The sequence below is a fragment of the Streptomyces sp. RB17 genome, from assembly GCF_009604455.1.
Taxonomy (GTDB): domain Bacteria; phylum Actinomycetota; class Actinomycetes; order Streptomycetales; family Streptomycetaceae; genus Streptomyces.
The window spans coordinates 76,042-92,894 of record NZ_WEGL01000003.1; the positions used below are offsets into that span (position 1 = coordinate 76,042).

General features: G+C 71.2%; 16 protein-coding genes. 10 read left to right on the forward strand and 6 right to left on the reverse strand.

Going from position 1 to position 16,853, the window contains the following annotated elements; translation table 11 throughout:
• The first annotated feature begins 67 nt into the window (after window positions 1-67).
• Window positions 68-658 (forward strand): TetR/AcrR family transcriptional regulator, encoded by a 591-nt coding sequence (locus SRB17_RS13985; RefSeq protein ID WP_153538512.1) that lies wholly within the window; start codon window positions 68-70, stop codon window positions 656-658.
• 820 nt (window positions 659-1,478) lie between these two features.
• Here the strand turns inward: SRB17_RS13985 and SRB17_RS13990 are convergent.
• Both SRB17_RS13990 and SRB17_RS13995 read right to left on the reverse strand, forming a co-directional pair.
• Window positions 1,479-2,639 (reverse strand): family 2 encapsulin nanocompartment cargo protein polyprenyl transferase, encoded by a 1,161-nt coding sequence (locus tag SRB17_RS13990; RefSeq protein WP_153538514.1) that lies wholly within the window; start codon window positions 2,637-2,639, stop codon window positions 1,479-1,481.
• Window positions 2,640-2,751: 112 nt separating this feature from the next.
• On the reverse strand, window positions 2,752-4,158 hold the full coding sequence (locus SRB17_RS13995) for a family 2B encapsulin nanocompartment shell protein (RefSeq protein ID WP_153538516.1): 1,407 nt from the start codon (window positions 4,156-4,158) through the stop codon (window positions 2,752-2,754).
• Window positions 4,159-4,458: 300 nt separating this feature from the next.
• Between SRB17_RS13995 and SRB17_RS14000 the strand changes: the two genes are divergently transcribed.
• Together SRB17_RS14000 and SRB17_RS14005 are read left to right on the forward strand one after the other, a co-directional pair.
• Window positions 4,459-5,052, forward strand: coding sequence for an N-acetylmuramoyl-L-alanine amidase (locus SRB17_RS14000; protein ID WP_153538518.1), 594 nt, complete (start codon window positions 4,459-4,461; stop codon window positions 5,050-5,052).
• Window positions 5,053-5,231: 179 nt separating this feature from the next.
• The gene (locus SRB17_RS14005) at window positions 5,232-6,125 is read left to right on the forward strand and encodes a 1-aminocyclopropane-1-carboxylate deaminase/D-cysteine desulfhydrase (protein WP_323375478.1); all 894 of its coding nucleotides are present in this window, start codon (window positions 5,232-5,234) and stop codon (window positions 6,123-6,125) included.
• Between the two features lie 22 nt (window positions 6,126-6,147).
• On the opposite strand, the gene SRB17_RS14010 is transcribed toward SRB17_RS14005, so the two are convergent.
• Window positions 6,148-7,743 carry a Na+/H+ antiporter gene (locus SRB17_RS14010; RefSeq protein ID WP_153538520.1) on the reverse strand — a complete coding sequence of 532 codons (1,596 nt, stop codon included), beginning with the start codon at window positions 7,741-7,743 and terminating at the stop codon, window positions 6,148-6,150.
• 61 nt (window positions 7,744-7,804) lie between these two features.
• Between SRB17_RS14010 and SRB17_RS14015 the strand changes: the two genes are divergently transcribed.
• From SRB17_RS14015 to SRB17_RS14025, 3 genes are all read left to right on the forward strand, one after another.
• Window positions 7,805-8,065: a UBP-type zinc finger domain-containing protein gene (locus tag SRB17_RS14015; RefSeq protein WP_153538522.1), complete on the forward strand. Its 261-nt coding sequence runs from the start codon at window positions 7,805-7,807 to the stop codon at window positions 8,063-8,065.
• A 343-nt stretch (window positions 8,066-8,408) separates the two neighbouring features.
• Window positions 8,409-8,825 carry an anti-sigma regulatory factor gene (locus tag SRB17_RS14020; protein ID WP_009190566.1) on the forward strand — a complete coding sequence of 139 codons (417 nt, stop codon included), beginning with the start codon at window positions 8,409-8,411 and terminating at the stop codon, window positions 8,823-8,825.
• A gap of 17 nt (window positions 8,826-8,842) precedes the next feature.
• Window positions 8,843-9,955: an RNA polymerase sigma factor SigF gene (locus SRB17_RS14025; protein ID WP_323375481.1), complete on the forward strand. Its 1,113-nt coding sequence runs from the start codon at window positions 8,843-8,845 to the stop codon at window positions 9,953-9,955.
• Window positions 9,956-9,961: 6 nt separating this feature from the next.
• On the opposite strand, the gene SRB17_RS14030 is transcribed toward SRB17_RS14025, so the two are convergent.
• On the reverse strand, window positions 9,962-10,408 hold the full coding sequence (locus SRB17_RS14030) for a hypothetical protein (protein ID WP_323375482.1): 447 nt from the start codon (window positions 10,406-10,408) through the stop codon (window positions 9,962-9,964).
• Between the two features lie 142 nt (window positions 10,409-10,550).
• On the opposite strand from SRB17_RS14030, the gene SRB17_RS14035 reads away from it, so the two are divergent.
• Together SRB17_RS14035 and SRB17_RS14040 are read left to right on the forward strand one after the other, a co-directional pair.
• Entirely contained in the window at window positions 10,551-11,519 is a 969-nt protein-coding gene (locus SRB17_RS14035) for a diacylglycerol/lipid kinase family protein (protein ID WP_153538529.1), read from the forward strand.
• A 330-nt stretch (window positions 11,520-11,849) separates the two neighbouring features.
• The gene (locus SRB17_RS14040) at window positions 11,850-12,107 is read left to right on the forward strand and encodes a WhiB family transcriptional regulator (RefSeq protein WP_016639615.1); all 258 of its coding nucleotides are present in this window, start codon (window positions 11,850-11,852) and stop codon (window positions 12,105-12,107) included.
• Window positions 12,108-12,318: 211 nt separating this feature from the next.
• Here SRB17_RS14040 and SRB17_RS14045 read toward each other — a convergent pair whose 3' ends face one another.
• Together SRB17_RS14045 and SRB17_RS14050 are read right to left on the reverse strand one after the other, a co-directional pair.
• The gene (locus SRB17_RS14045; protein WP_323375483.1) at window positions 12,319-13,794 is read right to left on the reverse strand and encodes a PAS domain-containing sensor histidine kinase; all 1,476 of its coding nucleotides are present in this window, start codon (window positions 13,792-13,794) and stop codon (window positions 12,319-12,321) included.
• A 353-nt stretch (window positions 13,795-14,147) separates the two neighbouring features.
• Window positions 14,148-14,747 carry a TetR/AcrR family transcriptional regulator gene (locus tag SRB17_RS14050; RefSeq protein ID WP_194294005.1) on the reverse strand — a complete coding sequence of 200 codons (600 nt, stop codon included), beginning with the start codon at window positions 14,745-14,747 and terminating at the stop codon, window positions 14,148-14,150.
• Between the two features lie 122 nt (window positions 14,748-14,869).
• Between SRB17_RS14050 and nagB the strand changes: the two genes are divergently transcribed.
• Both nagB and SRB17_RS14060 read left to right on the forward strand, forming a co-directional pair.
• Complete coding sequence (gene nagB, locus SRB17_RS14055; protein WP_323375484.1) at window positions 14,870-15,655, forward strand: glucosamine-6-phosphate deaminase; 786 nt, start codon at window positions 14,870-14,872, stop codon at window positions 15,653-15,655.
• A gap of 167 nt (window positions 15,656-15,822) precedes the next feature.
• A complete protein-coding gene (locus tag SRB17_RS14060) occupies window positions 15,823-16,587 on the forward strand; it encodes a GntR family transcriptional regulator (protein WP_153538537.1) in 765 nt (254 codons plus the stop codon).
• Window positions 16,588-16,853 lie beyond the last annotated feature (266 nt).

Genomic DNA, 16,853 nt, shown 5'->3' on the forward strand with positions numbered 1-16,853 from the left:
TGTAGTGGTGGCAAGGTTTTTCAGGGATGCTGTCGGGACCGAGGACAAGTGGGAGAAGGGATTCCGTATGGCGGGCAATCCGGAACGGCGGGCGGCGCTGGTGGACGCCGGAATCGCGGTGCTGGCACGGGAGGGTGCGCGCGGGCTGACGTTCCGCGCGGTGGACGGCGAGGCCGGGGTGCCCACCGGCACCGCCTCCAACTACTTCACCAACCGCGACGACCTGCTCCGCCAGATCGACGCCCGGCTGCACCTCCGGCTCGCGCCCGATCCGGAGGTGGTGGAGAAGCTGCTGCGCGGAGCGCGCGACCGCTCCCTGGTCATGGCCTTCATGCGGGATCTCATGGACCGCGCCACCCGCGACCGCGCCGGCTATCTGGCCCTGCTGGAGATGCGTCTGGAGGCCACCCGGCGCCCCGAACTGCGGGCCTCCTTCACCCGGTCGGTGCGCGGTGACCTGGAACAGGGCATGGCGTTCCACCGCGAGAGCGGCCTGCCCGGCGGCGACGACACCGTCACCGTCCTCTACCTCGCCATGCTCGGCCTCCTCCTGGAGCACCTGACGCTGCCTGGCGTCCTGGACGGAGCTCTGGAGGGAGTGAGCGCGCCGGAAGGTCTGATCGAGCGGATCGTGACGACGATCGTCCCCGACGAGTAGGCCGCCGGGGGCCGGGGCGCCGGCTCGTAGACGACGAACATCCCCGACAGGCAGGCCGACCGGGGCCCCGGCGCATCGACTCGCACCCGCCGATCACCCCGCCAAGAAGCCCAACGGGCCCGCGCAGCCCGACGGCTCGTAGACGACGAACGCCCCCGACAGGCAGGCCGACCAGCGCCGCGGCACAACGACTCCTCCACGACGACCACCCCGACAAAAAGCCCAACGGGCCCGCGCAGCCCGACGCCCGTGCACGACTAACGTCCCCGACAACAGGGCCGATGGACCCGCGGCCCGACGGCTCGTCGCATCCCTGCGTCGGCTCGGAGAAGCGGTGAGCCCCGCGCACCGTGGGGATGCGCGGGACCCCCCGGGCCGGAGCCCCGGTGACCGCGCGGGGTCAGGAGCCGCACGGGCCCGAGGCCCCGGGGTTTTCAGGCTGCCGGTACGGGCAGAAACGCCCGGGCTCTTCCCGGCTACCCGTGCCGGCAAACGCTCCCGGGTCTTCCCGGCTGCCCGAGCCGGCAAAGGCTCCCAGCTCCTCCCAGCTGCCCGAGCCGGCAAAGGCTCCCAGCTCCTCCCAGCTGCCCGAGCCGGCAAAGGCTCCCAGCTCCTCCCAGCTGCCCGAGCCGGCAAACGCTCCCGGCTCCTCCCGGCTGCCCGAGCCGACAGAGGCTCCCGACTCTCCCCGGCTGCCCGCACCGACATACGCTCCCGGCTCTCCCCAGCCGCCCGCACCGACAGACGCTCCCGGCGCTCCCCAGCCACCCACACCGACCGAGGCCCCCAGGTCTTTCCCGGCTGCCGGTGTCGGCAGGGCTCAGTTGCTGCGGCGGGTCACGAACTCAGCGAGTGCCAGGAGGCCGCCCGCGGACTCGGGGGCGGGGACTGCGCGGGACAGCTCCTGCACGGCGCGGGCCATTCGGTCTGCCGCCTCGGCCTGCGCCCAGTCCCGGCCGCCGGCCCGCTCCACGGCCAGTGCCGTACGGGCGATGCCCTCGGCGTCACCGGGGACGTACGGCTTGGCGTACAGCTCGGTGAGTTCGGTCGCGGCCTCGGTGCCGGAGGACAGGGCCGCCACCACGGGCAGCGACTTCTTGCGGGCGGCCAGATCCGCGCCGGCCGGCTTCCCGGTGTGCCGTGGGTCGCCCCATATGCCGATGACGTCGTCGATCAGCTGGAAAGCGAGCCCGGCCTGGCGGCCGAAGCCGTCCAGCGCCGCCACGTCCTCCTGACCGGCGCCCGCGTACAGCGCGCCGAGGGCGCAGGCGCAGCCCAGCAGCGCGCCGGTCTTCGCCTCGGCCATGGCGAGCACCTCGTCGAGGGTGACCTCGTCCGGGGCCCGGTGCTCCATGTCCGTGTCGCTGTGCTGGCCGGCGCACAGCTCCACGACACAGTCCGCGAGCCGGGCCGCGGCCGGACCGGAGGCCGGGTGCGGGTCCTCGGCGAGCAGCCGCAGCGCCAGGGCCTGCAGGGCGTCACCCGCGAGGATCGCGTCGGCGTCGCCGAACACGGTCCAGGCCGTGGGCCGGTGCCGACGGGAGGTGTCCCGGTCCATCACGTCGTCGTGCAGCAGCGTGAAGTTGTGGACCAGTTCCACCGCGACCGCCGCCCGGACCGCCGCCGTACGGGCCGCCGGTCCGCCGAGAGCCGCGGCCGCCGCCAGGACGAGCGCGGGCCGTATCGCCTTGCCCGCGTTGCCCGTTGCCGGGCTGCCGTCCGCGCACTGCCAGCCGAAGTGGTAGAGCGCGACGCGGCGCATGGGGGCGGGCAGCGACTCCAGGGTCGCCCGCAGCTCCGGGTCGACGACGGCCCGGGTGCGCTCCAGCAGCGCCAGCGCCTCCTGCCCTTCGGGAAGCTCTTCCGGATGCCCTTCGGGATGCCCTTCCGGCTGCCCTTCGAGGTGCCGCCGCTCCCCCGCCGTGCCGGGGTGCGGCACGGCAGGGTAACGCTGTTCGGTCTCCGTCATGAACTCGGCCATGTCTCCCCCTCGCCAGGTCCGCGGACACCGGCAACGCCGGCCCGGCCGGACGCATATTCCGAGGGTCTACCCTCCCCGGCGGGCGGGGACACGGCCGCGAAGTGCGGAAACGTCACCTCCACCGGCCGATCTCGACGTTCTCCAGCACGCCGAGCGCGTCGGGCACCAGCACGGCGGCCGAGTAGTAGGCCGTCACCAGGTACTTGATGACGGCCTGTTCGTTGATGCCCATGAACCGCACGGACAGACTCGGCTCGATCTCGTCCGGGATGCCCGACTGCCTCAGGCCGACGACACCCTGGTCCTGCTCACCCGTACGCATCGCGATGATCGAGGTCGTGCGCTCCGGGGTGACCGGGATCTTGTTGCAGGGGTAGATCGGCACTCCGCGCCAGGTCGGGATGCGGTTGCCGCCGATCTCGATCGTCTCCGGTACCAGTCCGCGCTTGTTCAGTTCGCGCCCGAACGCGGCGATCGCGCGCGGGTGGGCCAGGAACAGCTTGGTACTGCGCCGGCGGCTGAGCAGTTCGTCCATGTCGTCCGGGCTGGGCACGCCGTCGTGCGGCTGGATCCGCTGGTCGTACTCGCAGTTGTGGAGCAGGCCGAAGTCGCGGTTGTTGATCAGCTCGTGCTCCTGGCGCTCCTTGAGCGCCTCGACCGTGAGCCTGAGCTGCTGCTCGGTCTGGTTCATCGGCTGGTTGTAGAGGTCGGCCACGCGCGTGTGGATGCGCAGTACCGTCTGGGCGATGCTCAGCTCGTACTCGCGGGGCCGCGCCTCGTAGTCCACGAAGGTGTGCGGGATGTCGGGCTCGCCGGAGTGACCGGCCGCCAGCTCGACCTCCTTCTCGCCGTACTTGTTGGTCCGCTGCTCCGGCAGTGAGCGCAGCTGTTCGAGGTGCTCGCGCAGGGTGTCCGAGCGCTCGGCGACCTGCTGGAAGTCCTGGCGGCTGAGGATCAGTACGGTGGTCGCGGTGTCCGCGCGGACGGTGTACTCCCAGATGGCGTCCGGGTCCAGCAGCGCCTGCTCGCCGAAGTAGGCGCCGTCGGCGAGGACTCCGAGGACGGCGTCGTCGCCGTAGGGGCCGGTGCCGATCTTCTCGACCCTGCCGTGCGCCAGCAGGTACACCTCGCCCGTCTGGTTGCCGAAGTCGGCGATCACCTCGCCGGGCGCGAAGTCGCGCTGGCGGCAGCGCCGGGCGAGCTCCGTCAGCACCTCCTCGTCCTCGTACGAGCGCAGGGCCGGCAGTTCGCCGAGCTCGGCCGGGATGACCTCGACCTGGTCCCCGGTCTTCACGAAGGTGATGCGGCCGTCGCCGACGCTGTACGTCAGCCGCCGGTTGACGCGGTACGTGCCGCCCTGCACGTCGACCCACGGGAGTGTGCGCAGCAGCCAGCGGGAGCTGATCTCCTGCATCTGCGGAACGGACTTGGTCGTGGTGGCCAGGTTCCGCGCGGCCGCCGTCCCGAGGGACTGCTGCGGCTTGCCCTGATCCGTGCGGACCTCTTCGCCTACCGACATAAAGAATTGCCTCCCAGGTATGCCCGGTGCCGGATCGCAGGGGACACCGGTCTCGGCATCAAGCCTTCCATCACGGTCCGCAGTCGCGCCATTACCCGAAAGAGCGGGAATGGATCATCTGATGAGCGGGCACAAAGAGGGACCTCCGTCCTGCGTGCCGTGACGTCCGCGACCGGCGCCGTCTGTCCGGATCGGCTCGCACAGCGTGCGAACGATGTGGTCCGGGACGTCCGGTTTCGGTAGATGTTTCCTGGAACATCGGCAGATCGGCACGGCACGGCACGGCACGAAGGAGGCTGCATGGCCCCACCCATGTCCGCGAGCGGGTTCCTGGACGCACTGCGAACGGAGGGCGTCACGGTCGTCGAGGTCGGCGACTGGCGGAACCACAACCGCAACCACAAGGGACCGTGGGGGCCCGTCCACGGCGTGATGATCCACCACACGGTGACCCGGGGCAGCGCGCACACGGTGCAGGTCTGCCGGGACGGCCGTCCCAGGCTGCCGGGCCCGCTGTGCCACGGCGTGATCACCAAGGACGGCACGGTCCATCTGGTCGGCTACGGCCGCGCCAACCACGCCGGCCTCGGCGACGACGACGTGCTGCGTGCCGTCATCGCCGAGAAGGGGCTGCCGCCGGACAACGAGGCCGACACCGATGGCAACCGGCACTTCTACGGCTTCGAGTGCGAGAACCTGGGCGACGGGGAGGATCCGTGGCCCCAGGCCCAGTTGGACGCGATCGAGCGGGTCGCCGCCGCGGTGTGCCGGCGGCACGGGTGGTCGCAGCGGTCGGTCATCGGTCACCTGGAGTGGCAGCCGGGGAAGGTGGATCCGAGGGGGTTCGGGATGGACCGGCTGCGGGAGCGGGTGGCGGAGCGGCTGAAGGGGTAGCGCCGTGGGGGGGGCCTTGTCATGGCCGGGCCGGGCCGGGTGCGAGTGCGCGGCGGCTGGTCGCGCCCACGCGGCGGAGCCGCACATCGACAGGGTCCCGTGCCCCTTCGGGGCACTCCCGCAGCCCGCGGGCGGCCCAGCCCCGGCCGGCGACGGCGGCGTCGGGCGACAATGAAGCAGTGACCAGCCCCGGCCCGCTCGCCCCCCGCCTCCCCTCACCTCTTCAAGAGGTCGGGGACGAGCGATTCGACAGACACGGACTGCGGCTGCTCCTGAAACGCGACGACCTCATCCACCCCGACCTCGTCGGCAACAAGTGGCGCAAGCTCGTGCCGAACATCGAGGCGGCACAAGGGCGGCCGCTGGTCACCTTCGGCGGGGCCTACTCCAACCACCTGCGGGCCACCGCCGCCGCGGGCCGCATCCTCGGGCTGCCGGCCATCGGCGTGGTCCGCGGCGACGAGCTGGCCGGCCGTCCGCTCAACCCCTCGCTGGCCCGGTGCGCGGCGGACGGCATGCGGCTGCACTTCGTCGACAGGGCGACGTATCGACGCAAGACCGAGCCCGCGGTGCTGGCCGGCATCCTGCGCGCGGCCGGGGCCGAGCAGGCGTACGTCGTGCCCGAAGGCGGCAGCAACAGCGCGGCCGTGCGCGGCTGCCGGGCACTGGGAGAGGAACTGCGCGGGCACGCCGATGTCGTCGGCGTCGCCTGCGGCACCGGTGGCACGCTCGCCGGGCTGGCCGCGGGCCTGGCCCCGGGGCAGCGGGCACTCGGCGTGCCGGTCCTCAGGGGCGGCTTCCTGGACGGGGACGTACAGGCACTGCAGGAACGTGCCTTCGGTGGCCGTACCGGCTCCTGGTCCCTCGCCGAGCGCTTCCACTTCGGCGGTTACGGCCGTACGACACCCGAACTGCACGCGTTCGCCCAGGACTTCGAGGACCGCCACGGGCTGCCCGTCGAACGACTCTATGTCGCCAAGTTGCTCTACGGACTTGTCGCCCTCGCGGAGGAGGGCGCCTTCGCGCGCGGGACGACGGTCGCCGCCGTCGTCACCGGGCGGCCGTTCCCGTAGCGCTGCTCCGCGCCCCGCAGCGCTACTCCGCCTCCCGGTAGGCCGCCGCCTCCTCCAGGTCCAGGCGTCTGAGCAGCGCGCGCAGCATCTCGTCGTCGATGTAGCGAAGGTCGCGGAGCCGTACGAAGACCTCGCGTTCGGCGCCGATCATCTCGCGCGAGAGGCGGCGGTAGGTGTCGTCGACGGACTCGCCGGTGACGGGGTTGGTCTGGCCGAGGCGCTCCCAGACGGCGTTGCGGCGGCGCTCCAGTACCGTGCGCAGACGGTCGGCGAGCGGTGGGGGCAGTTCGTTGCGCTCGTCGGAGAGGAGGTCGTCGAGGCGGCTCTCGGCGGCGCGGGAGGCCTGCGCCTGGGCGTTGGCCTCGGCGAGGGTCTCGGCCTGCGGGTCGCGGCCGGGGAACCTCATCAGGCGGATCAGCGGTGCGAGCGTCAGGCCCTGCACCACGAGGGTGCCGATGACCGTGGTGAAGGTCAGGAAGAGGATCAGGTTCCGCTGCGGGAAGGGGGCGCCGCCGTGCACCGTGACCGGGATCGAGAAGGCGATGGCCAGGGACACCACACCGCGCATGGCCGCCCACGACGTCACGATCGGCGCCCGCCAGGTGGGGTTGTCCTCGCGTTCCCGGATGCGGCGGAAGAGCAGGCGGGGCAGGAAGGCCGCCGGATACACCCAGACGAATCGGGCCACGACGACCACGAGGAAGACCGCGATCGCGTACCAGGCCGCGTCGGCACCCTGATACGCACCCAGCCCCTTGAGGACGGTGGGCAGTTGCAGCCCGATGAGGGCGAAAACCGCCGATTCCAGCACGAAGGCGACCATCCGCCAGACCGCGTCCTCCTGGAGCCGGGTGGCGAAGTCGACCTCCCACGCGCGGTGCCCGAGGTAGACCGCGACCACGACGACCGCGAGGACGCCGGAGCCGTGGAACTGCTCGGCGACGCCGTAGGCGGTGAACGGGATCAGCAGGGAGAGGGTGTTCTGGAGGAGGGCCTCCTTCAGGTGCGTGCGCAGCCAGTGGATCGGCACCATGAGCACGAGCCCGACCACGACACCCCCGACGGCCGCCCGCAGGAACTCGCCGATCCCGCCCGCCCAGGTGGCACCCTCGCCGACGGCCGCGGCGAGGGCCACCCGGTAGGCGGTGATCGCGGTGGCGTCGTTGAGCAGGGACTCGCCCTGGAGGATGGTGGTGATCCTGGACGGCAGGCCCACCCGGCGCGCGATCGCCGCGGCCGCGACCGCGTCCGTCGGCGCGACCACCGCGCCCAGCACGAGCGCGGCGGGCAGCGGCAGCCCGGGTACGACGAGATAGGCGACCCAGCCGACGACGAAGGTCGCGAAGAGCACGTACCCGATCGACAGCAGCCCCACCGGCCGCATCTGCGCGCGCAGGTCGAGGTACGAGCTCTCCGTGCCCTCCTTGTACAGCAGCGGGGGCAGCACCAGGGGCAGGACGATCTGCGGGTCCAGGGTGTAGTGCGGGATCCCGGGGACGTACGAGATCGCCAGGCCGACGGCGACCAGCAGCAGCGGCGCCGGCACCGGAGTGCGCCGGGCGGCCCCCGCGATCGCCGCACTGCCCGCCACCAGCAACAGCAGCGGCATCACGTCCATGGTCCTCGCCCACCCTCGTTTTCCGCGCGGTCACCCGCACGCCCGTCGTAATCTGGCAATCATGAAACAGTGCACGCACGCCGACGCGCTGCCGCTCCCGGAACCGGAACCGCTCGAGCCCACCTGCCCGGAGTGCCTGCGCGACGGCACGCATCCCGTGCAGCTGCGGCTGTGCCTCACCTGCGGCCACGTCGGCTGCTGCGACTCCTCGCCCGGCCGGCACGCGACGCAGCACCACGAGACGACCGGCCACCCGGTGATGCGGACCTTCGAGCCCGGCGAGGACTGGCGGTGGTGCTTCGTGGACCACGTACTCGTCTGACCCCCGCCCAACCCCCGTCCGGCCCTCTTCCGAGCGGGATCTCGGCCGATCGCATTCCCGCTCGACCGCGTTCTCGTGTGACACTGCATGCGGCGGCTGCCGCACGACGGTTCGAGCGTCTGACGTCTGGGTACGTCAACCCGGCGCGCGTTCTTCCCATTTGGGCCCGCAAACCCTCTAGACACGGAGCGTATGCACAGCTTTACTGTGAGTGACGCCAGGGGGGTCGGGGTCCCGGGACAGGACCGTTCGGAGCGCGATAGCGTCACCGCGGAACCGCGCACGCGTTACCCCGGGGGGCGACCCTCGGCCCCGTAGAGCTTGTACCACCATGGAGGTGAGGGTGTCCCAGATCGCAGGCGAGCCCGCGGCGAACCAGGACTTTGTGGAAGTCCGGCTGCCGGCCGCGGGTGCCTACCTGTCGGTGCTGCGGACGGCCACGGCCGGTCTCGCGGCTCGCTTGGACTTCACCCTGGACGAGATCGAGGACCTGCGCATCGCCGTCGACGAGGCCTGCGCGATCCTGCTCCAACAGGCTGTGCCCGGCTCCGTGCTCAGCTGTGTCTTCCGGCTCGTCGACGACTCGCTGGAGGTCACGGTCTCGGCGCCGACCACGGACGGTCACGCCCCCTCGCGGGACACCTTCGCCTGGACCGTGCTCTCGGCCCTCGCGGGCAAGGTCTCGTCCGCCGTCGACGAGGACAAGACCGTGTCGATCAGCCTCTACAAACAGCGCGGCGCGGGCCCCGGCCCGGCGTGAGGAACGGGGACGGTCCGGTGCGGGACGAAGAGCGCGGCACACGGGAGCTGCCGGCCGGGGACGGGGGTGCCCCCTGGCCGAGCCCGGACGACCTTGCCGGGGAGACTCCCCGGGACGGTTCCCGGCGCATGGCGGACGGCATCGACGGCATCCCCGAGCAGGCCAGGCCACACCCGGAGGACGACTCCGCGCGGATCGGCGCCGACGGTGCCGTGCAGGGCGTACCGCCGGAGGCGTCGGGCGGCGCCGGCTCCGCCGGCCGCACGGGGGCCAGGGCTCGGGGAAGGGCTACGGGCGGGACGATGAGCGAGCACGAGCGGAACGCCGAGGACGACACGCCGGCCGCGGAGGCCGTGCAGGCCGTACAGCACGACCCGGCGGACCGCAGCGGGGCGCGGGCGATGTTCGTGGAGCTGCGCGCGCTGAAGGAGGGCAGCCCGGAGTACGCGGAGCTGCGCAATCAGCTGGTCCGTATGCATCTGCCGCTCGTGGAGCACCTGGCGCGCCGGTTCCGCAACCGCGGCGAGCCGCTGGACGACCTCACCCAGGTCGCCACGATCGGCCTGATCAAGTCCGTCGACCGCTTCGACCCGGACCGTGGCGTGGAGTTCTCCACGTACGCCACGCCCACCGTGGTCGGCGAGATCAAGCGGCACTTCCGCGACAAGGGCTGGGCGGTGCGCGTGCCGCGCCGGCTGCAGGAGCTGCGGCTCGCGCTGACCACGGCGACGGCCGAGCTGTCCCAGCTGCACGGCCGCTCCCCCACGGTCCACGAGCTGGCCGAGAAGCTCGCGATCTCCGAGGAGGAGGTCCTGGAGGGCCTGGAGTCCGCCAACGCGTACTCCACGCTGTCCCTGGACGTCCCCGACACCGACGACGAGTCCCCGGCGGTCGCCGACACGCTCGGCGCGGAGGACGAGGCGCTGGAGGGCGTGGAGTACCGGGAGTCCCTCAAGCCGCTGCTGGAGGATCTGCCGCCGCGGGAGAAGCGGATCCTGCTGCTGCGGTTCTTCGGGAACATGACCCAGTCGCAGATCGCGCAGGAGGTCGGCATCTCCCAGATGCACGTCTCCCGGCTGCTGGCCCGCACCCTGGCCCAGCTGCGGGAGAAGCTGCTCGTGGAGGAGTGAGGCCGGTTATTCGGCGCGGCCCGGTCCCTTGATGCCGAGGGCCCGGGTCGTCTCGCCGTTGACGAGCAGGACGAGCGCGGCCACGGCGACGACCGCGATGGCGATGCCGGCCGGGATGGCCATGCTGTCGGCCTGGAGCAGGTTGTAGGCGATCGGCAGCGCCATGAGCTGGGTGATCACCGCGGGGCCCCGGCTCCAGCTGCGCCGCAGCAGCAGTCCGCGCGCGGCGAGCAGCGGCAGCAGCGCGAGGACGGCCAGCGTGACGCCGAGGGTCACGGCCTGCTGCCGGTCGTCCGGGGAGCCGGTGAGCCCGAGAACGAGCACCCACAGCCCGCCGACCCCGAGGGCGACGCCCTCCAGCCCGGCCAGCAGGGCGGCGTACGTCAATCGACGCGGCCGTGTCGCTGCGCCGGCTTCGGCGGTGTCCTGGGCGGGGTTCTGCTCGCTGCTCACCCCAGCAGGGTAGCGGGGCGGTGTCAGCGCCCCGCAGGGGCGGCCCGCAGACGGGCGGCGTGTCTACCGTCACGCCCCCACCTCTTACCTGATCCCTACCTCGCTATGGGCCCGGTACCCCCCAGTAGGTACGCTGCAGTCCATGCGTGCACTTCTCGTGGTCAACCCGGCGGCAACCACCACAAGCGCACGCACGCGTGACGTGCTGATCCACGCGCTGGCGAGCGAGATGAAGCTGGAAGCGGTCACCACCCAGTACCGCGGACACGCGCGCGACCTCGGCCGGCAGGCGGCGGACAGCGACGACATCGATCTGGTCGTGGCCCTCGGCGGCGACGGCACGGTCAACGAGGTCGTCAACGGCCTGCTGCACGCCGGCCCCGACCCCGAGCGCCTGCCCGGTCTCGCCGTCGTACCCGGCGGCTCCACGAACGTCTTCGCCCGCGCCCTGGGCCTACCCAACGACCCGGTCGAGGCCACCGGCGCCCTGCTGGACGCGCTGCGCGAGGGCCGGGAGCGGGTCGTCGGGCTCGGGCTGACCTCGGGCACACCCGGCACCGAGGACGAGGCGGTCCCGGACCGCTGGTTCACCTTCAACGCGGGGCTGGGTTTCGACGCGGGTGTCGTCGGCCGGGTGGAGCAGCAGCGCGAGCGCGGGAAGAAGTCGACGCACGCGTTGTACGTACGTCAGGTGATCCGGCAGTTCCTCGGTGAGCCGAACCGCCGGCACGGCTCGATCACGCTGGAGCAGCCCGGCGAGGACCCGATCGCCGATCTCGTGGTCGCCATAGTCTCGAACACGTCCCCTTGGACGTATCTCGGCAATCGCCCCATGTACACATCGCCTAAGGCCTCGTTCGATACCGGCGTCGACGTGCTCGGTCTCAGCCGTCTGTCGACGGCCGCGGTTGCCCGGTATGGCACCCAGTTGCTCACTTCGTCCCCCGAGCGCGGACCGCATGGTCGACATGTCGCCTCGCTGCACGATCTGGACCGGTTCACCTTGCATTCGAAGGTGCCTCTGCCCCTGCAGATGGACGGTGACCACCTGGGACTGCGTACGAGCGTGACGTTCACAGGCGTACGCCGTGCACTGCGTGTGATTGTGTGAGCGGAACAGGCAAAAGTCCTTTCACTCGAACGTTTAGGCCAGGGTCCACCCCATGGAAGTACGGCTGTGACCTAGTCGACACCGAGGAATCAAAAAAAACTTTCCGGAAGGGGTTGTATCCGTCGCCGAGGTTTGCGAGTCTCTACGTGGCGATCGGGACGGCCCGCAACACCGGCCTCCACTGATCACCGGAACCCCTCTTCAAACCAAGGACCACGCCGGGGAGACTCGGCGGTCGGCCCTTCACTTGTTGAGGGATTCGTGAAAGCGTTCACATTCACAAGCAACCTGCACGTAATACGTTCAGAGAACCTAGGAGAGGTAGCAGCCATGGACTGGCGTCACAACGCCGTTTGCCGCGAGGAAGACCCCGAGCTCTTCTTCCCCATCGGCAACACCGGTCCTGCGCTGCTGCAGATCGAGGAAGCCAAGGCCGTCTGCCGTCGCTGCCCCGTCATGGAGCAGTGCCTGCAGTGGGCGCTCGAGTCCGGTCAGGACTCCGGCGTCTGGGGTGGTCTCAGCGAGGACGAGCGCCGCGCCATGAAGCGCCGCGCCGCCCGCAACCGGGCCCGTCAGGCCTCCGCCTGACATACCCACCCCTGCTGACAGCCTGAGCTTGGCGGCGCGTGCAGCACGCACGCATCTCCCGCCCCCGAGCCGCAGCGCGCAGTATCCCCCGATGCCGCTAGCGATTTAGCAGAGCAGCAACGAGCACGAGCCTCGGACCAACGGCGGTCCGGGGCTTTTTGCTGTGCCCACGCTCCGTAACACAAACGGCCGCTGCCCTACGGCAGTTGGGCTACTTCTGTGCCCGCACCGGAATGTCCAGGATCACCCTGGTCCCCCGCTCCGGCGCCGGGACCATGTCGAAGGTGCCGCCCAACTCGCCCTCCACCAGGGTGCGTACGATCTGCAGGCCCAGGTTGCCCGAGCGGTGCGGGTCGAAGTTCTCGGGCAGCCCGACGCCGTCGTCCTGGACGGTGACGAGGAGGCGGGCCTCCTTCGTCGTACCGCCACGGATCGCGGAGACCTCGACCGTGCCGGTGTCGCCCTCGCGGAAGCCGTGCTCCAGGGCGTTCTGCAGGACCTCGGTGAGGACCATCGACAGCGGGGTGGCCACCTCGGCGTCGAGGATCCCGAACCGCCCGCTGCGCCGGCCGGTCACCTTGCCCGGCGAGATCTCCGCGACCATCGCCAGCACGCGGTCGGCGATGTCGTCGAACTCCACGCGCTCGTCCAGGTTCTGAGACAGCGTCTCATGCACGATCGCGATGGAGCCGACCCGGCGGACGGCCTCCTCCAGGGCTTCCCGGCCGCGCTCGGACTCGATGCGCCGGGCCTGCAGCCGCAGCAGCGCGGCGACCGTCTGGAGGTTGTTCTTCACCCGGTGGTGGATCTCCCGGATGGTCGCGTCCTTGGTGATCAACTCCCGTTCGCGGCGCCGCAGTTCCGTGACGTCCCGGCACAGCACCAGCGAACCGATCCGGGTGCCCTTGGGCTTGAGCGGGATGGCCCGGAACTGGATGACCCCGTCGTCGGACTCGATCTCGAACTCGCGCGGCGCCCAGCCGCTGGCCGCCTTGGCGAGCGCCTCGTCGATCGGTCCCCGGGTCGGGGCGAGTTCGGCGGTGGTCTGCCCGAGGTGCTGGCCGACCAGGTCGGCGGCGAGGCCCAGGCGGTGGTAGGCGGACAGTGCGTTCGGGGAGGCGTACTGGACGATGCCGTCGGCGTCCAGCCGGATCAGGCCGTCGCCGACGCGCGGCGAGGCGTCCATGTCGACCTGCTGGTCGGGGAAGGGGAACGATCCTGCCGCGATCATCTGCGCGAGGTCGGAGGCGCTCTGGAGGTAGGTGAGCTCCAGCCGGCTCGGGGTGCGGACGGTGAGCAGGTTGGTGTTGCGGGCGATCACGCCGAGGACGCGGCCCTCGCGCCGTACGGGGATGGACTCGACCCGTACGGGGACCTCTTCGCGCCACTCCGGGTCGCCCTCGCGCACGATCCGGCCCTCGTCCAGCGCCGCGTCCAGCATGGGCCGCCGGCCGCGCGGGACCAGGTGACCGACCATGTCGTCCTGGTAGGAGGTGGGGCCGGTGTTGGGGCGCATCTGGGCGACCGAGACGTACCGGGTGCCGTCCCGGGTGGGGACCCACAGAACCAGGTCGGCGAAGGAGAGGTCGGAGAGCAGCTGCCACTCCGAGACCAGCAGATGGAGCCACTCGAGGTCGGAGTCGCCGAGGGCGGTGTGCTGGCGGACCAGTTCGTTCATGGAGGGCACGTCTGCGAGCGTACCCGGACGTCCGAACATGGCCGAAAAACACCTGCGACCGACCACGGAAACACCCGCGGGCCGCGGCGCCTGGAAGGGACCCTCAACCCTCCCGGCACCGCAGCCCGGAGCATCATCGGCCGTGGGGTGTGCGGTCCCGGTCGGCCGAAGGTCGAGGAGCCGGGGCAGTCAGGGCAGAGAGCTCCGGATCCTCGATCCGCCTTCCTGTGCGGGGAAGACGGAGGCTTGTGCACGCAGATACGCTCGCGTCGATTGTGGACTAGACCACAAGGATGTGTCCATGGTCTTGTCGGCATGCACGACTGATGGCACCCGATGCCACGCAGCCTAGCCCGCCCGGCTCACCCTTGGGGCCAGATGGACAGGGCAATTTCCGCGAGCGCCTCCAGTTCACCGCGGCTCGCTCCGTCGCGGGCCTGCTGGGACATGCCCTGGATCATGGCGCCGGCGTGCCGGGCGAGGGCGGCGGCGCCGGTGCCGGCCGGGAGCCGCCCCGCCGCGACGTCCGCCCGGATCCGGGACTCGAGGGCGGCGATGCCCGCGTTGCGCCGCTCCCGCAGCAGCCGTTCCACCTCGGGGCTGGTGCAGTTGGTGGCGGCGTGCACGACCAGGCAGCCGTAGGGATGGGCGGGGTCGGTGTACTCGGCGGCGGCCTCGCGCAGCGTGCGCTCGACGGCCGCGCGGGCGGTGGGCTCCTCGGCGAGGGCGCGCTCGCCGAAGGCGCCGTAGGTGTCGGTGTAGAGCCGCACGACCTCCTCGAACAGCGTCCGCTTGTCACCGAAGGCCGCGTACAGGCTCGGCGCGCCGATGCCCATGATCCGGGTGAGGTCGGCGACCGAGGTGGCCTCGTAGCCGTGCTCCCAGAAGGCCATGAGCGCCTTCTCCAGGGCGGTGGCACGATCGAAGGAGCGGGGTCGGCCGCGCGTTCTGGAGGTCACCATGGAAGGCATTTTATAGCGGGCCTTAGAGAAATGCGGAAGCCCATCCCGGGAGCCCGGTTCTGTTAGATTGGTCTAAACCACATAGAGACGTCCAGAGCCCACTTCAGAACGGCAGGCCCAGCGTGGAAGTTGTCATCGTTCCGGACGCCGCGGCGGGCGGCGAGCTCATCGCCGAGGCCATGGCACAGCTGCTGCGACGCAAGCCCGACGCCCTGCTCGGCGTGGCCACCGGCTCCACCCCGCTGCCCATCTACCAGGCGCTGACCGCGAAGGTGCGCTCCGGCGCCGTGGACACCGCGCGGGCGCGCATCGCCCAGCTCGACGAGTACGTGGGACTGCCCGCCGACCACCCCGAGTCCTACCGCTCGGTGCTGCGCCGGGAGGTCCTGGAACCGCTCGGCATCGGCATGGACAAGTTCCTCGGGCCCGACGGCACGGCCGAGGACATCCGGGCGGCCTGCGCGGCGTACGACCGCGCGCTCGCCGAGGCGGGCGGGGTCGACCTGCAGTTGCTGGGCATCGGCACCGACGGGCACATCGGCTTCAACGAGCCCTGCTCGTCCCTCGCCTCCCGCACCCGGATCAAGACGCTGACCGAGCAGACCCGTGTCGACAACGCCCGTTTCTTCGACGGCGACATCGAGCAGGTGCCGCACCACGTGATCACCCAGGGCATCGGCACCATCCTGGAGGCCCGGCACCTGGTGCTGCTGGCGACCGGCGAGGGCAAGGCGGACGCGGTCGCCGCGACGGTCGAGGGCCCGGTCGCGGCCGTCTGCCCGGCCTCCGCGCTCCAGCTGCACCCGCACGCCACGGTGGTCGTCGACGAGGCGGCCGCGTCCAAGCTGAAGCTGGCCGACTACTTCCGGCACACCTACGCGGGCAAGCCGGACTGGCAGGGGATCTGACGCCCGATCGCCGCCCGTTGGACTAGACCAGCCTCGGTCGCCACTGTATATAGAGGAGATCACGGAGCGTGCGGGTGGAGCCCTGACAGAGGAACCCGTGCCACGATGTGAGCCGTGGCCGATGGGATGTCGGTCGCTTTCGGCATCCGGAGCCGGGAAGGCAGAGCATGAGCACCGACGTCAGCAGTGCGGAGAACGAGGCCGGGACGACCGTCCGTACGGCGCGCGTGCCCAAGTACTACCGCCTGAAGAAGCACCTGCTCGACATGACGGAGACCCAGGCGCCGGGCACGCCGGTCCCGCCCGAGCGCACGCTGGCGGCCGAGTTCGACACCTCCCGCACCACCGTCCGCCAGGCCCTGCAGGAACTGGTGGTCGAGGGGCGCCTGGAGCGCATCCAGGGCAAGGGCACGTTCGTCGCCAAGCCCAAGGTCTCCCAGGCGCTCCAGCTCACCTCCTACACCGAGGACATGCGCGCCCAGGGCCTGGAGCCGACCTCGCAGCTGCTGGACATCGGGTACGTCACCGCCGACGACCGGCTCGCCGGGCTGCTCGACATCACCGCCGGCGGCCGCGTGCTGCGCATCGAGCGGCTGCGCATGGCCAACGGTGAGCCGATGGCCATCGAGACCACCCACCTGAGCGCCAAGCGCTTCCCGGCCCTGCGCCGCTCCCTGGTGAAGTACACGTCCCTCTACACCGCCCTCGCCGAGGTCTACGACGTCCACCTCGCCGAGGCCGAGGAGACCATCGAGACCTCGCTGGCCACCCCGCGCGAGGCGGGCCTGCTCGGTACCGATGTGGGCCTGCCGATGCTGATGCTCTCCCGCCACTCCCTGGACCACGAGGGCAAGCCGGTGGAGTGGGTGCGCTCGGTCTACCGGGGCGACCGCTACAAGTTCGTCGCGCGGCTGAAGCGGCCCGCCGAGTGAAACCGCCCGAGAGCGAGGTCGGCTGGGGGTCCGGGGGTTATCCCCCGGGCAATGCAGCGTCGCGCGGCTGAAGCGGCCCGCCGAGTGAAACCGCCCGAGAGCGAGGTCGGCTGGGGGTCCGGGGGTTATCCCCCGGGGCAATGCAGCGTCGCGCGGCTGAAGCGGCCCGCCGAGCAGGACCCCGCGGACCGTCGCTGAATCGATATACCGAGATCCGGACAAGGTCTTCCGCTTCCACGACCCCGTCACCTACATTGCCTGCGCAT